This window comes from Streptomyces sp. NPDC048496, assembly GCF_043200055.1.
Lineage (GTDB): Bacteria > Actinomycetota > Actinomycetes > Streptomycetales > Streptomycetaceae > Streptomyces.
Window position 1 is genome coordinate 193006 of sequence record NZ_JBICXB010000005.1, and the last position, 13942, is coordinate 206947.

Consider the following 13942-nt stretch of genomic DNA (forward strand, 5'->3'; position numbering starts at 1 on the left):
GAGTCCCAGCACCCGCCGCGTTCCCCCTTTCTCCGCAACTCCTGCGCACCGCCGCGCCTCAGCGCGAGTGTGCAGTTCAGAGCCGCCCTCCCGCAGTCCCGAAGGACGTACTGTCATGGCCGCCACCCCGGAACAGCCTGCGACCACCACGCCCCGCCGCAAGGCCGGACGCCACCGTGGCGAGGGCCAGTGGGCCGTAGGACACCACACTCCGCTCAACGGCAATGAGCAGTTCAAGAAGGACGACGACGGTCTCAATGTGCGGACACGCATTGAGACGATCTACTCCAAGCGCGGATTCGACTCGATCGACCCCAACGATCTTCGTGGGCGCATGCGCTGGTGGGGTCTCTACACCCAGCGCAAGCCCGGGATCGACGGTGGCAAGACCGCGATCCTGGAGCCCGAGGAGCTGGACGACAAGTACTTCATGCTGCGGGTCCGGATCGACGGCGGCCGGCTGACCACCGCGCAGCTGCGCGTCATCGGCGAGATCTCGCAGGAGTACGCGCGCGGCACCGCGGACATCACCGACCGGCAGAACATCCAGCTGCACTGGATCCGCATCGAGGACGTCCCGGCGATCTGGGAGAAGCTGGAGGCCGTCGGGCTCTCCACCACCGAGGCGTGCGGCGACTGCCCGCGTGTGATCATCGGTTCGCCGGTGGCGGGGATCGCCGCCGACGAGATCATCGACGGCACGCCCGCGGTCGACGAGATCCATGACCGCTACATCGGCAACAAGGAATTCTCCAACCTGCCGCGCAAGTTCAAGACCGCGATCTCCGGCTCCCCGGTGCAGGACGTGGTCCACGAGATCAACGACATCGCGTTCGTCGGCGTGATCCACCCCGAGCACGGTCCGGGTTTCGACGTCTGGGTCGGTGGCGGACTCTCCACCAACCCGCGGCTCGCCGAACGGCTGGGCGCCTGGGTACCGCTGGACGAGGTCCCGGACGTCTGGGCCGGTGTGGTGGGGATCTTCCGTGATTACGGCTACCGGCGGCTGCGCACCCGCGCCCGGCTGAAGTTCCTGATGGCCGACTGGGGCCCGGCGAAGTTCCGCCAGGTACTGGAGGACGAGTACCTGAAGCGTCCGCTGATCGACGGGCCCGCCCCCGAGCAGCCGAGCAGCCGCTGGCGCGACCACGTGGGTGTCCACCAGCAGCAGGACGGCCGTTTCTACGTCGGGTTCGCGCCCCGGGTCGGCCGGGTGGACGGCTCCACGCTGGCCAAGATCGCCGACCTGGCGGCCGCGCACGGTTCGGACCGGCTGCGCACCACCGTCGAGCAGAAGATGCTCATCCTCGACGTCGAGCAGGACCAGGTGGACTCCCTGGTCGCGGGACTCGAGGCGCTCGACTTCCAGGTGAAGCCCTCGCCCTTCCGGCGCGGCACGATGGCCTGCACCGGCATCGAGTTCTGCAAGCTGGCGATCGTCGAGACGAAGGCACGCGGCGCCTCGCTGATCGACGAACTGGAGCGCCGCATGCCGGAGTTCGACGAGCCGCTCACCATCAACATCAACGGCTGCCCCAATGCCTGCGCCCGCATCCAGACCGCGGACATCGGCCTCAAGGGCCAGCTCGTCCTGGACGCCAACGGCAACCAGGTCGAGGGCTACCAGGTGCACCTCGGTGGCGCACTGGGGCTGGAGGCCGGCTTCGGCCGCAAGGTCCGTGGCCTGAAGGTCACTTCCGCCGAGCTGCCCGACTACGTCGAGCGGGTGCTGGGCCGGTTCCAGGCGGAGCGCGAGGACGGCGAGCGGTTCGCGACCTGGGCGGCGCGGGCCGGTGCGGAGTCGCTGTCATGAGCGAGCGCGCCGCACCGTTCTACTGCCCGTACTGCGGCGACGAGGACCTGCGCCCGCACGAGACCGGGCACGGTGCCTGGGAATGTGCTTCCTGCAACCGCGCGTTCCAGCTCAAGTTCCTGGGTCTGCTGACCCGGGGACTGGAGCGCGACAACGTTGAACGGGACGGGACATGACGGAGACTCTGCAGACCGGACAATTCGGGGCCGAGGAGCTCAGGGAGCTGGCCGAGCGAGCGGGCCGGGAACTCGAGGACGCCTCCGCGCCGGAGATCCTGCAGTGGGCCGCCGACACCTTCGGCAAGCGGTTCTGCGTCACCTCCTCGATGGAGGACGCGGTCGTGGCGCACCTCGCGTCCCGCGCCTTCCCGGGCGTCGACGTGGTCTTCCTCGACACCGGTTACCACTTCGAGGAGACGATCGGCACGCGTGACGCCGTCGAGGCCGTGATGGACGTCAATGTCATCACGCTGACCCCGCGGCAGACGGTGGCCGAGCAGGACGCCGAGTACGGGCCGAAGCTGCACGACCGGGACCCCGACCTGTGCTGCAAGCTACGCAAGATCAAGCCCCTCGAGGAGGGCCTGACGTCGTATGCGGCCTGGGCGACCGGGCTGCGTCGCGACGAGTCCCCGACCCGCGCGAACACCCCGGTCGTCGGCTGGGACGAGAAGCGGCAGAAGGTCAAGATCTCGCCGATCGCCCGCTGGACGCAGGACGACGTCGACGCGTACGTCGCGGAGCACGGGGTCCTCACCAACACGCTACTGATGGACGGTTACGCCTCCGTGGGCTGCGCGCCCTGCACCCGCCGGGTGCTGGAGGGCGAGGACGCGCGCGCCGGCCGGTGGGCCGGGCGAGGCAAGACCGAGTGCGGGCTGCACGACTGATGACGACTGATCAGGAGACTTCGATGAGCGTGACGGAGACAGGAGCCACCATCTGGCTGACCGGTCTGCCGAGCGCGGGCAAGACCACCATCGCGTACGAACTGGCCGGGCGGCTGCGCGGCGAGGGCCACCGGGTGGAGGTGCTCGACGGCGACGAGATCCGGGAGTTCCTCTCCGCGGGTCTGGGCTTCTCCCGCGAGGACCGGCACACCAACGTCCAGCGGATCGGCTTCGTCGCCGAACTGCTGGCGGCCAACGGCGTGAAGGTGCTGGTCCCGGTCATCGCCCCGTACGCGGACAGCCGGGACGCGGTACGCAGGCGTCACCAGGCCGAGGGCACCGCGTATCTGGAGGTGCATGTCGCCACTCCGGTCGAGGTGTGCTCCGTACGCGATGTGAAGGGGCTCTACGCCAAGCAGGCGGCGGGCGAGATCAGCGGGCTCACCGGGGTCGACGACCCGTACGAGGCGCCCGAGTCGCCGGACCTGCGGATCGAGTCGCACCAGCAGACCGTGCAGGAGTCCGCGGCGGAGCTGTACGCGCTGCTGAGCGAGAGGGGTGCAGCGTGACGACCGTCGCGACTGTGTCGGAAGGCACCGACAATCCGTACGCACTCAGCCACCTGGACTCCCTGGAGTCCGAGGCGGTGCACATCTTCCGTGAGGTGGCGGGAGAGTTCGAGCGGCCGGTGATCCTGTTCTCCGGCGGCAAGGACTCGATCCTGATGCTGCACCTGGCGCTGAAGGCGTTCGCGCCGGCGCCGGTGCCGTTCACGCTGCTGCACGTCGACACCGGGCACAACTTCCGCGAGGTCCTCGACTACCGCGACCGCACGGTCGCCGAGCACGGGCTGCGGCTGCGTGTCGCCTCCGTGCAGGAGTACATCGACGCCGGGAAGCTCCGCGAGCGCCCCGACGGCACCCGCAACCCGCTGCAGACCGTGCCGCTGACCGAGGCGATCCAGGAGCACCGCTTCGACGCCGTGTTCGGCGGCGGCCGCCGCGACGAGGAGAAGGCACGCGCCAAGGAGCGGGTCTTCTCGCTGCGCGACGAGTTCTCCCAGTGGGACCCTCGCCGCCAGCGCCCCGAGCTGTGGCAGCTGTACAACGGCCGCCACGCCCCCGGCGAGCACGTCCGGGTCTTCCCGATCTCCAACTGGACCGAGCTCGACGTCTGGCAGTACATCGAACGCGAGGGCATCGAGCTTCCGGAGATCTACTTCGCCCACGAGCGGGAGGTCTTCAACCGCTCCGGGATGTGGCTGACCGCCGGTGACTGGGGCGGCCCCAAGGAGGGCGAGCGGGTCGAGACCCGGCAGGTGCGCTACCGCACCGTCGGCGACATGTCCTGCACCGGCGCGGTCGACTCGGACGCCACGACGCTCGCCGCCGTGATCACCGAGATCGCCGCCTCCCGGCTCACCGAGCGGGGTGCGACGCGCGCCGACGACAAGATGTCCGAGGCCGCGATGGAAGACCGTAAGCGCGAGGGGTACTTCTAAATGACCACCGTATCCGAGCAGTTGTCGACCACGACCCTGCTGCGGTTCGCCACCGCGGGATCCGTCGACGACGGCAAGTCCACCCTCGTCGGACGTCTTCTGCACGACTCCAAGTCGGTCCTCACCGACCAGCTGGAGGCCGTCGAGCACGCCTCGCGCAGCCGGGGCCAGGAGACGCCGGACCTGGCGCTGTTGACCGACGGGCTGCGGGCCGAGCGCGAGCAGGGCATCACCATCGATGTCGCCTACCGCTACTTCGCCACGCCGCGCCGCCGGTTCATCCTGGCCGACACCCCGGGGCATGTGCAGTACACCCGGAACATGGTGACGGGGGCTTCGACGGCCGAGCTGGCCGTCGTCCTGGTGGACGCCCGCAACGGTGTCGTCGAGCAGACCCGCCGGCACGCCGCCGTCGCCGCGCTGCTGCGGGTGCCGCACGTGGTCCTGGCCGTCAACAAGATGGACCTGGTCGACTACGCGGAGCCCGTATTCGCCGCCATCGCCGAGGAGTTCACCGCCTACGCCGCGTCGCTCGGCGTCTCGGAGATCACTGCGATCCCGATCTCCGCGCTCGCCGGTGACAACGTCGTGGAGCCGTCCGCGCACATGGACTGGTACGGCGGCCCGACGGTCCTCGAACACCTGGAGACGGTGCCGGTCAGCCACGACCTCACCGGCTGCCACGCACGTTTCCCCGTCCAGTACGTGATCCGGCCGCAGACCGCCGAGCACCCCGACTACCGGGGCTACGCGGGCCAGATCGCCGCCGGCGCCTTCCGCGTGGGCGAGGCCGTCACGGTCCTGCCGTCGGGCCGCACGTCGACGATCGCCGGGATCGACGCGCTCGGCGAGAGCGTCGACATCGCCTGGGCGCCCCAGTCGGTGACCGTCCGGCTCGCCGACGACATCGACGTCTCGCGCGGTGACCTCATCGCACCGGCCGACGACGCGCCGGCCGTCACCCAGGACGTCGAGGCGACCGTCTGCCACGTCGCGGACCAGCCGCTCGTGGTCGGCCAGCGGGTGCTGCTCAAGCACACCACCCGCACGGTCAAGGCAATCGTCAAGGACATCCCGTCGCGGCTGACGCTGGACGACCTCTCGCAGCACCCGGCGCCCGGACGGCTCGTCGCCAACGACATCGGCCGGGTCGTCGTCCGTACCGCGGATCCGCTCGCGCTGGACGCGTACGCGGATTCCCGGCGCACCGGCTCGTTCCTGCTGATCGACCCGGCGGACGGCACCACGCTGACGGCCGGCATGGCGGGCGCCTCGTTCGCCTCCGAGGCCGAGGCCCAGGCCCAGGCCGCCGACGACGCCGAATGGGACTTCTGATGGTTGTCGACATCTACGCGACGTTCGCGAAGGAGGGCGGCCGCATCGGCAGCGGCGCCCTCGGCAGCGGCCAGGGCGGGGTTGCGCGATGTGCGCGATGACGTACGCGCACTGCCTGCGCGCCCGCCTGCACCAACCGCACCGCCTGTACCGCCAGTTCAGACGAAGACATGCCGACTGCCCGGCCGCGTCCCCGTAACCGTCGAGGGACGCGAGCACCGGGCCAACGAGAGGAACGCCTCCCGTGCCTGCCACCCGTTTCCCCCTGCGCCGCAGCCTCGCCGCAGCCGCCGCTCTGCCGCTGCTCGCCGTGGCGCTCACCGCCTGCGGCTACGGCTCCGCGGCGAAGGACGACGACGCCAAGAAGGCGAACGTCTCCGCCGAGGGCAAGAAGCTCTCCGCGGACACCGTGAAGATCGGCTACTTCCCGAACCTCACGCACGCCACCGCCCTGGTCGGCATCCAGGAAGGCATCATCGCCAAGGAGCTCGGGGGCACGACGGTCAAGCCGTCTACGTTCAACGCGGGCCCGTCCGAGATCGAGGCGCTCAACGCCGGTTCGATCGACATCGGCTTCATCGGCCCCTCCCCCTCCATCAACGGCTTCACCAAGTCCAGGGGCAAGAGCCTGCGGATCATCGGCGGTTCGGCGTCCGGCGGTGTGAAGCTGGTCGTCAACCCGAAGAAGATCAAGACCCTGGACGACCTCAGGGGCAAGAAGATCGCCACCCCGCAGCTCGGCAACACCCAGGACGTGGCGTTCCTCAACTGGATCTCCGAGAAGGGCTGGAGGGTCGACGCCCAGAGCGGCAAGGGCGACGTCTCCGTGGTCCGCACGGACAACAAGGTGACCCCGGACGCCTACAAGGCCGGTTCCGTCGACGGCGCCTGGGTCCCCGAGCCGACCGCCTCCAAGCTGGTCGCCCAGGGCGCGAAGGTACTCCTCGACGAGTCGACGCTCTGGCCGGACAACAAGTTCGTGATCACGAACATCATCGTGTCGCAGAAGTTCCTCACGGAGCACCCGGACGTCATCGAGGCGGTGCTGCGCGGTTCGGTCGACACCAACGCGTGGATCAACGCCAACCCGGACAAGGCGAAGGCGTCCGCCAACACCGCGCTCAAGGAGCTGTCCGGCAAGGAGCTGCCGGCCGCGGTCCTCGACCCGGCGTGGAAGTCGATCCAGTTCACCGACGACCCGCTGGCCGCCACGCTCGACACGGAGGCCAAGCACGCGGTGAAGGCGGGTCTGCTGGAGCGGACGGATCTGACGGGCATCTACGACCTGAAGCCGCTGAACAAGATCCTCAAGGCCGCGGGCAAGCCCGAGGTCGCCGACGCCGGTCTCGGCGTCAAGTAAGACCGACCGGCACATGGGGGGTGGGAGAAGGAGCAGGGCTGGGTGCGTGCAGCTGCAAGGCGGAGGATTGAGACATGGCGGAGCCATGGTGATTGACGACAACGCGGCAGATGTGCGTGCCCAGCCCCGCGACGCCGCCCCCCCATGTGCCGGTCGGTCTAAGACCGACCGTTCCAGGATCCCCCAGGAGGTGACGACCATGGCGACGACCACGCTCACCAAGGCCGAGGACCGTACGGCGGTCGGGCACGCCGCCCGTATCGACCACGTCTCGAAGTCCTTCGGCGGACCGGAAGGACAGCAGCTCGTCCTGGACGACATCACGCTCGATGTCGCCCCCGGCGAGTTCGTCACCCTCCTGGGAGCTTCCGGGTGCGGTAAGTCGACACTGCTCAACCTGGTGGCCGGACTCGACCGCCCGACCGCGGGGTCCATCGAGACCCCCGGCGGGCGGCCGGCCCTGATGTTCCAGGAGCACGCCCTCTTCCCGTGGCTGACCGCGGGCAAGAACATCGAACTCGCGCTGCGACTGCGTGGAGTACCCAAGTCCGACCGCCGCACGGAGGCGGAGCGGCTGCTCGAACTCGTGCGGCTCGGCGGGGCTCACGGGAAGCGGGTGCACGAACTCTCGGGCGGCATGCGCCAGCGGGTGGCGATGGCCCGCGCGCTCGCCCAGGACAGTCAACTGCTGCTGATGGACGAGCCGTTCGCCGCTCTCGACGCCATCACCCGGGATGTGCTGCACGACGAGCTGACCCGGATCTGGCGCGAGACGAACGTCTCGGTCCTGTTCGTCACGCACAACGTGCGGGAGGCGGTCCGGCTCGCCGAGCGGGTCGTCCTGCTGTCGTCGCGGCCGGGCCGGATCGCCCGCGAGTGGACGGTCGACATCGACCAGCCGCGCCGCATCGAGGACACCGCGGTGGCGGAGCTGTCCGTCGAGATCACCGAACAACTGCGTGGGGAGATCCGCCGACATGGCCAGCACTGACACCACCGCCAAGGACGGCACCGCCGCATCCGGCACTGTCAAGGACGCCTCCCAGGATCTCGCCGGGCTGGAGGCGGGGCTCGACGCGCTCGACGCGGTGCGGGTGAGCCGGACTCCGGTTCGCCAGGTGCTGGTGCAGAAGGTCCTGCCGCCGGTCGTGGCTGTCGCGCTGGTGCTCGTCGTCTGGCAGATCCTCATCCGGGCGAAGGTCACCGACGACTACAAGCTGCCGTCGCCGTCCCAGGTCTGGGACGAGGTGACCAACGCCTGGGCGCAGGGCACCCTGCTCGACTACATCTGGACGAGCGTCTCGCGCGGCCTGCTCGGCTTCCTGCTGGCGCTCGTCATCGGTACCCCGCTCGGACTGCTGGTGGCGCGCGTGAAGGTGGTGCGCGCGGCGATCGGCCCGGTGCTCTCCGGTCTCCAGTCGCTGCCGTCGGTGGCGTGGGTGCCGCCTGCGGTGATCTGGCTGGGGCTCGACGACAGGATGATGTACGCGGTGATCCTGCTGGGCGCCGTCCCGTCGATCGCCAACGGTCTCGTCGCCGGTGTCGACCAGATCCCGCCGCTGCACCTGCGGGCCGGGCGGACGCTGGGCGCCACCGGGCTGCGCGGCACCTGGCACATCGTGCTGCCCGCCTCGCTGCCCGGCTATCTGGCGGGTCTGAAGCAGGGCTGGGCGTTCTCCTGGCGCTCGCTGATGGCCGCCGAGATCATCGCCTCGTCGCCCGATCTGGGCGTGGGCCTGGGGCAGTTGCTGGAGCAGGGCCGCGAGACCAGCAGCATGTCGATGGTGTTCCTCGCCATCTTCCTGATCCTGATCGTCGGCATCGCCATCGACCTGCTGATCTTCAGCCCGCTGGAGCGGTGGGTGCTGCGCAGCCGCGGCCTCCTCGTCAAGAACTGAGTACCGCCATGTCCTCCCCCGTACTTCTCGTCATCGCCCACGGCAGCCGCGATCCGCGGCACGCGGCGACCGTGCACGCGCTCACCGCGCGGGTACGGGCGCTGCGGCCGGGGCTTCGGGTGGAGACCGGTTTCCTGGACTTCAACGCCCCGTCCGTGCCACGGGTGCTGGAGCGTCTGGCCGCGGAAGGGACGGATGACGTCGTCGCTCTTCCCCTGCTGCTGACCCGGGCCTTCCACGCCAAGGCCGACATACCCGCCGTGCTGCGCGAGGCGCAGGCCAGGCTGGGCCGGCTGCGGATCCGGCAGGCCGACGTGCTCGGCCCGTCGCCGCTGCTGAACGCCGCCCTGGAGCGGCGACTGCACGAAGCCGGGCTCCGCCCCGGTGACCGAAGCTCGACCGGGCTCGTCCTGGCCTCGGCGGGCTCCACGGACCCGGAGGCGATCGCAGTGATCGCTGAAATCGCGCGGGAGCTGCGGCACACCGGTTGGTGCGCCGTGCGGCCTGCGTTCGCCTCCGCATCTCTCCCCCGTACCGAGGACGCGGTACGGGCCCTGCGGGCCGAAGGCCTCCGGCGCGTGGCGGTCGCCCCGTACGTCATCGCCCCCGGCCGCCTCCCGGACCGTATCGCCGCGGGCGCCCGGGAGGCGGGGGCGGATGTACTGGCCGACGTGCTCGGTCCTTCGCGGGAGTTGGCGCGGCTGCTGCTGCGCCGCTACGACGAGGCGTGTGTGCCGCGCGTGGCGGCGCTCACCGCCTGACACCGGCGCAGGCCACGCGTCCGGCCGGCTCCGGCCGGGCGCGACGCTCAGCCGACGTCGAGGCTGCCGGTGCGGGTTCGCTTGAGCTCGAAGAAATCCGGGTAACCGGCCAGCACCCGGAAGCTGTCGAAGAGCCTGCCCGCCTCCTCGCCGCGCGGGGCGGCGCGCAGCACCGGACCGAACCACACCGTGCCGTCGACATGGATCGTCGGTGTGCCGACATAGCCGTCGGCCTCCGGGTCCTTGCCCACGTCATGGCTGCGCCGCAGCGCTTCGTCGTAGGTGTCCGCGTGCGCGGCACCGGCGAGCGCGGCGGGCAGGCCGAGCTCGGCGAGGGATTCGGCGATCACCTCGTCGAAGTCCTCGTTCTTCTGCTGGTGGATGCGAGTGCCGAAGGCGGTGTAGAGGTCCCGGAGCACGCCGTCGCCGTGGTCGGCCGCCGCGGCGACCGCGACCCGTACCGGGCCGATCGACTTGTCGACCAGTTCCCGGTACCAGTCGGGCAGTTCATTGCCGGTGTTGTGCAGATGGAGGCTCATGACGCGGAAGCGGAGCTCGATGTCACGCTGCTGCTCCACCTCCAGCATCCAGCGGGAGGTGATCCAGGCGAACGGGCAGGCGGGGTCGAAGTAGAAGTCGACGACGGCCCGGTCCGAACTGTTATTCCGATGAGTGGTCATGGCCCGAGCTTAGCCAGCCATTGGCATACGGCCACGGGCCAATCAGCACCCCTTCCAGTGGGCCACTTTCAGGCGGCGGTCCACTGCGGATCGCGTCCGCTCCGGGCCAGTGCGCGCGCGAGGACGGGCGCCGATCCGGGCACGTCGACCTCGTCGGCGAAGCCGCCGTACTGCCGGTAGAGCTCGGCGGACCCGTCGATGACGCCGAGGACGTACGCGGCCGCCCCGTCGGAGAGCCTGAACTCCTGACCGGTCGCCCGGGCCACGTCCCAACTGTGCAGAGCCGTCTCTTCGATGAGCATCGCGGCGATCTCGGCCGCGGGGGAGGACGCATGGCCCAGGTCGATCTCGCCCTCCCAGACGGCCGGGTCCGACCAGGCGGCGACGGCCCGGTCGAGCTGCGCCGCGTACTGCTCGGCCCAGTCGGCGTCGGCGGTGAAGTCACGCGCGGTGAGCTCGTCGGTGAGGGGCGTGCGCCGGGCGCGGTGCTCCAGGCCGTGCGAGGTGTAGAGCACCCAGTGGTTGATCAGTTCCCGCAGATCCCAGTCACCGCAGGGAGTGGTGGGCGCGGTCAGCTGTTCGGCGCTGATGCCACGGGCGATACGGGCCGCCTCGGCGGCGCATTCGGTCATATGGGCGTGCTCGGTCTTCATGCGCCGGACGGTACGGCAGGCCGCCGGCGCCGGTATTGAAGAAATGCGACAGCGGCCCGTGCCGGACGTCCGGCTCGCTCAGGACTCGGCGTCGGCCAACGCCGGGTGGCGCCCGACAGCCTTTTATGTGTAAGGGTCATGGACCGCCCCTCTCAGGGATCCCCGTGGCTCGCAAGGTGGAGAACGGGCCCCGCAGGTTCACCGGGGAGCATGAGGAGAGAACTCGATTCCGCCCCTACCTTCGGAGCAGCGACGATGGCAGGGAGCCGGCGTCGGCCACGAGGGGACAGGTCCGTCATGAGAACAGTGGATTCGGGGCGCACGGGGGCGCCACGCGTACGCGGCATCGCCGCCCGGGCCGGCGGCTGGAGCGCACGGCACCGATGGGCGGCGGTGACCGTATGGGTGCTGTTCGTCGTTCTCGCGATGGGACTCGGCTCGGCGGCTGGCCGGGTCGACGTGAAGGAGAGCGACCAGCTGTCCGGCGAGGTGGGCCGGGCCGTGCAGATCACCGAGGACGCCGGGCTGAAGGATCCGGCGGGCGAGACCGTGCTCATCCAGGCCGACAGCCCCTCGGTGAAGGCCACTTCACCGGAGTTCCGCTCCGCCGTCGACGCCGTGATGCAGGCGGTCCAGTCCACCGGTGAAGTGACCGCCGTGACCTCTCCGTACTCGACGAAGAGCATCTCGGCGGACGGTCGCAGCGCGCTCGTACAGTTCGAGATGCGGGGGGATCCCGAAACGGCGAGCGCGCGCGTCGAACCGGTGCTGAAGGCCGTCGACAAGGTCCAGGGCGAGCACGACGGTTTCGTGATCGAGGAGATCGGCAGCGCCAGCATGGGCAAGACCTTCGAAGACGCCTTCGGCGACGACTTCCAGCGGGCCGAACTCTCCGCCGTACCGGTCGCCCTGGGCATTCTGCTGATCGCGTTCGGGGCCCTCGTCGCCGCCCTGCTGCCGGTGGCTCTGGCCATCACGGCGATCATCGCGACGATGGGGCTGATGGGCGTGGTCAGCCATCTCCAGCCGATGAGCGAGACGGCGAACTCGGTGATGCTGCTGGTCGGTCTGGCCGTCGGTGTCGACTACTGCCTCTTCTACCTGCGGCGCGAGCGCGAGGAAAGGGCCAAGGGGCACGACGCCCGGACCGCCCTGATGATCGCTGCGGCAACCAGCGGGCGCGCGATCATCGTCTCCGGTGTAACGGTCTGTGTCGCGATGGCGGGCATGCTCTTCACCGGTCTCGCCGAGTTCGAGGCGATGGGGCTCGCCTCGCTCATGGTCGTCGCGGTCGCGATGGTCGGCTCGGTGACGGTCCTTCCCGCCCTGCTCTCGCTGCTCGGCGAGCGGGTCGAGAAGGGGCGTGTGCCGTTCCTCAACCGCCTCAAGCGGTCCGCCGGCACCCAGCGGAAGTCGACCGCTCACCACAACCGCCCACACCCGTCGGCCGTGCAACCGGGCACTGCGAGTGGCGAGAGCCGGGTGTGGCGTGCGGTACTCAACGCGGTGCTGCGCCGCCCCTGGACGGCGCTGGTGATCGCGGCGGGCGCACTCACCGCGATTGCGCTGCCCGCCGTCGGCATGCACACCCAGAACCTCACCCTGGACCAGGAGTTCGGCAGCTCGCTCCCGATCGTGCGGACGTACGAGCGGCTCAACGCGGCGTTCCCCGGCGGCGCCGACCCGGCCCGGGTCGTGGTGAAAGCCGACGACATCAACGCCGCTCCGGTACGTCAGGCGCTCGCCGACTTCCGTGAGCAGGCCGTCGCGTCGGGCGCCTCCAAGGGCCCGGTCGGCATGGTCACACACGACGCGGAGAACATCGCGGTCATCGACGTACCACTGATCGGTGGATCCGATCAGAACAGGGCCGTCAAGAGCCTGGATCTGCTCCGTGACCAGGTGCGCCCGGACACGCTCGGTAAGGTCGACGGCGTCGAGGCGCCGATCACCGGTATGGTCGCGGGGTCGAAGGACTTCAACGACCAGATCGTCGGCGCGGTGGTGCCGGTATTCGCCTTCGTCGTGGTCTTCGCCTTCCTTTTGATGCTGCTCTGCTTCCGTTCACTGACGATCGCGGTGACGTCCATCGTGCTCAACCTGCTGTCGGTGGGCGCCGCGTACGGCATCCTGACCGCTGTTTTCCAGCACGGCTGGGGCGCCTCTCTGGTCGGTGCGGAAGGGGTGGGGGCAATCGTCTCCTGGCTGCCGCTCTTCCTGTTCGTGATCCTCTTCGGGCTCTCGATGGACTACCACGTGTTCGTGGTGTCCCGGATCCGGGAAGCCCGACTGCAGGGCCGTTCGACCAGGGACGCGATCGCCCACGGCGTGGTGACAACGGCAGGCGTGGTGACCAGCGCGGCGGTCATCATGGTCGCGGTGTTCGCGATCTTCGGCACGCTGTCGATGCAGTCCATGAAGCAGATGGGCGTGGGCCTGGCCGCTGCGGTGCTGATCGACGCGACGATCATTCGCGGGGTGTTGCTGCCGGCCGTCATGGCGCTGCTCGACGAACGCAACTGGTACCTGCCGCAGTGGCTGAGGTGGCTGCCCGACCTGACACACGACGAGTCGGCCGTCGCGGACGGGGTGCGCGACGACCGGGACCCTGATGCGATTCCCTCCCCTGCCGTCGGGGCCACGGGGGAAACCCAGGACAGCACACTCACCGGACAGTCCCGATAATCCTTGCTCAGGCGGGCAGTTCGGCTTCGATGAGGCCGAACTGCCCGCTTCGTGCCGCCCTCCCCCGCCATGTGCTCCCGTACCGCCGCCGCCTTCGCCGCCACCACCGGGTCCCCGGCCGGCGCAAGCACGGCGGTACGCAGCGCCTCCGGGGTCACCTCGTCCATCGGCAGATGACGGGCGACGCCCAGCGCCTGCAGCATGTCGGCGTTGCCGAACCGGTCGACCGCCTGCGGGACGGCGACCATCGGGGTGCCGGTGGCGAGGCCCCCCTGACTGCCTGACCGCCGCCCGCACCCCCGTGGGTGAGGAACGCGTCCGCCTGCTTGAGCACGGAGAGCTGCGGCACCCAGGTGCGCGCCTCCGG

At 69.9% G+C, this 13942-nt stretch carries 13 protein-coding genes and 1 pseudogene; 11 read left to right on the forward strand and 3 right to left on the reverse strand.

The window, feature by feature from the left end; all coding sequences use genetic code 11:
- The first annotated feature begins 115 nt into the window (after nt 1–115).
- The 10 genes from ACGFSA_RS08270 to ACGFSA_RS08315 all read left to right on the forward strand — a co-directional run bounded on the left by ACGFSA_RS08270 (nt 116) and on the right by ACGFSA_RS08315 (nt 9557).
- Entirely contained in the window at nt 116–1813 is a 1698-nt protein-coding gene (locus tag ACGFSA_RS08270) for a nitrite/sulfite reductase (protein WP_393301445.1), read from the forward strand.
- Nucleotides 1810–1989, forward strand: a complete 180-nt coding sequence (locus ACGFSA_RS08275) for a hypothetical protein (RefSeq protein ID WP_393301448.1) — start codon at nt 1810–1812, stop codon at nt 1987–1989. The genes ACGFSA_RS08270 and ACGFSA_RS08275 overlap by 4 nt, the downstream gene beginning before the upstream one ends.
- Entirely contained in the window at nt 1986–2702 is a 717-nt protein-coding gene (locus ACGFSA_RS08280) for a phosphoadenylyl-sulfate reductase (RefSeq protein WP_393301451.1), read from the forward strand. Before ACGFSA_RS08275 ends, ACGFSA_RS08280 begins: the two co-directional genes overlap by 4 nt.
- A complete protein-coding gene (gene cysC, locus ACGFSA_RS08285; RefSeq protein ID WP_393301454.1) occupies nt 2702–3271 on the forward strand; it encodes an adenylyl-sulfate kinase in 570 nt (189 codons plus the stop codon). Before ACGFSA_RS08280 ends, cysC begins: the two co-directional genes overlap by 1 nt.
- Nucleotides 3268–4203 (forward strand): sulfate adenylyltransferase subunit CysD, encoded by a 936-nt coding sequence (gene cysD, locus ACGFSA_RS08290; RefSeq protein WP_393301457.1) that lies wholly within the window; start codon nt 3268–3270, stop codon nt 4201–4203. Before cysC ends, cysD begins: the two co-directional genes overlap by 4 nt.
- On the forward strand, nt 4204–5538 hold the full coding sequence (locus ACGFSA_RS08295; protein WP_393301460.1) for a sulfate adenylyltransferase subunit 1: 1335 nt from the start codon (nt 4204–4206) through the stop codon (nt 5536–5538).
- Nucleotides 5539–5782: 244 nt separating this feature from the next.
- On the forward strand, nt 5783–6898 hold the full coding sequence (locus ACGFSA_RS08300; protein ID WP_393301463.1) for an aliphatic sulfonate ABC transporter substrate-binding protein: 1116 nt from the start codon (nt 5783–5785) through the stop codon (nt 6896–6898).
- Nucleotides 6899–7097: 199 nt separating this feature from the next.
- The gene (locus ACGFSA_RS08305; protein ID WP_393301466.1) at nt 7098–7889 is read left to right on the forward strand and encodes an ABC transporter ATP-binding protein; all 792 of its coding nucleotides are present in this window, start codon (nt 7098–7100) and stop codon (nt 7887–7889) included.
- On the forward strand, nt 7876–8796 hold the full coding sequence (locus tag ACGFSA_RS08310; protein ID WP_393301469.1) for an ABC transporter permease: 921 nt from the start codon (nt 7876–7878) through the stop codon (nt 8794–8796). The genes ACGFSA_RS08305 and ACGFSA_RS08310 overlap by 14 nt, the downstream gene beginning before the upstream one ends.
- Nucleotides 8797–8804: 8 nt before the next feature.
- Nucleotides 8805–9557: a sirohydrochlorin chelatase gene (locus tag ACGFSA_RS08315; protein ID WP_393301473.1), complete on the forward strand. Its 753-nt coding sequence runs from the start codon at nt 8805–8807 to the stop codon at nt 9555–9557.
- Between the two features lie 47 nt (nt 9558–9604).
- On the opposite strand, the gene ACGFSA_RS08320 is transcribed toward ACGFSA_RS08315, so the two are convergent.
- On the reverse strand, nt 9605–10237 hold the full coding sequence (locus tag ACGFSA_RS08320) for a DsbA family protein (RefSeq protein ID WP_393301476.1): 633 nt from the start codon (nt 10235–10237) through the stop codon (nt 9605–9607).
- Between the two features lie 68 nt (nt 10238–10305).
- Nucleotides 10306–10890: a TIGR03086 family metal-binding protein gene (locus ACGFSA_RS08325; RefSeq protein ID WP_393301479.1), complete on the reverse strand. Its 585-nt coding sequence runs from the start codon at nt 10888–10890 to the stop codon at nt 10306–10308.
- Between the two features lie 297 nt (nt 10891–11187).
- On the opposite strand from ACGFSA_RS08325, the gene ACGFSA_RS08330 reads away from it, so the two are divergent.
- Nucleotides 11188–13575: an MMPL family transporter gene (locus ACGFSA_RS08330; RefSeq protein WP_393301482.1), complete on the forward strand. Its 2388-nt coding sequence runs from the start codon at nt 11188–11190 to the stop codon at nt 13573–13575.
- A 7-nt stretch (nt 13576–13582) separates the two neighbouring features.
- Here ACGFSA_RS08330 and ACGFSA_RS08335 read toward each other — a convergent pair.
- A pseudogene (locus ACGFSA_RS08335) lies at nt 13583–13939 on the reverse strand (nucleotide disphospho-sugar-binding domain-containing protein); the annotation flags it as partial.
- Between the last annotated feature and the right edge of the window lie 3 nt (nt 13940–13942).

Coding starts and splice junctions, on each gene's coding strand:
- ACGFSA_RS08270 (WP_393301445.1), top strand. CDS start 116: ATGGCCGCCACCCCGGAACAGCCTGCGACCACCACGCCCCGCCGCAAG.
- ACGFSA_RS08275 (WP_393301448.1), top strand. CDS start 1,810: ATGAGCGAGCGCGCCGCACCGTTCTACTGCCCGTACTGCGGCGACGAG.
- ACGFSA_RS08280 (WP_393301451.1), top strand. CDS start 1,986: ATGACGGAGACTCTGCAGACCGGACAATTCGGGGCCGAGGAGCTCAGG.
- cysC (WP_393301454.1), top strand. CDS start 2,702: ATGACGACTGATCAGGAGACTTCGATGAGCGTGACGGAGACAGGAGCC.
- ACGFSA_RS08295 (WP_393301460.1), top strand. CDS start 4,204: ATGACCACCGTATCCGAGCAGTTGTCGACCACGACCCTGCTGCGGTTC.
- ACGFSA_RS08305 (WP_393301466.1), top strand. CDS start 7,098: ATGGCGACGACCACGCTCACCAAGGCCGAGGACCGTACGGCGGTCGGG.
- ACGFSA_RS08310 (WP_393301469.1), top strand. CDS start 7,876: ATGGCCAGCACTGACACCACCGCCAAGGACGGCACCGCCGCATCCGGC.
- ACGFSA_RS08315 (WP_393301473.1), top strand. CDS start 8,805: ATGTCCTCCCCCGTACTTCTCGTCATCGCCCACGGCAGCCGCGATCCG.
- ACGFSA_RS08320 (WP_393301476.1), bottom strand. CDS start 10,237: ATGACCACTCATCGGAATAACAGTTCGGACCGGGCCGTCGTCGACTTC.
- ACGFSA_RS08325 (WP_393301479.1), bottom strand. CDS start 10,890: ATGAAGACCGAGCACGCCCATATGACCGAATGCGCCGCCGAGGCGGCC.
- ACGFSA_RS08330 (WP_393301482.1), top strand. CDS start 11,188: ATGAGAACAGTGGATTCGGGGCGCACGGGGGCGCCACGCGTACGCGGC.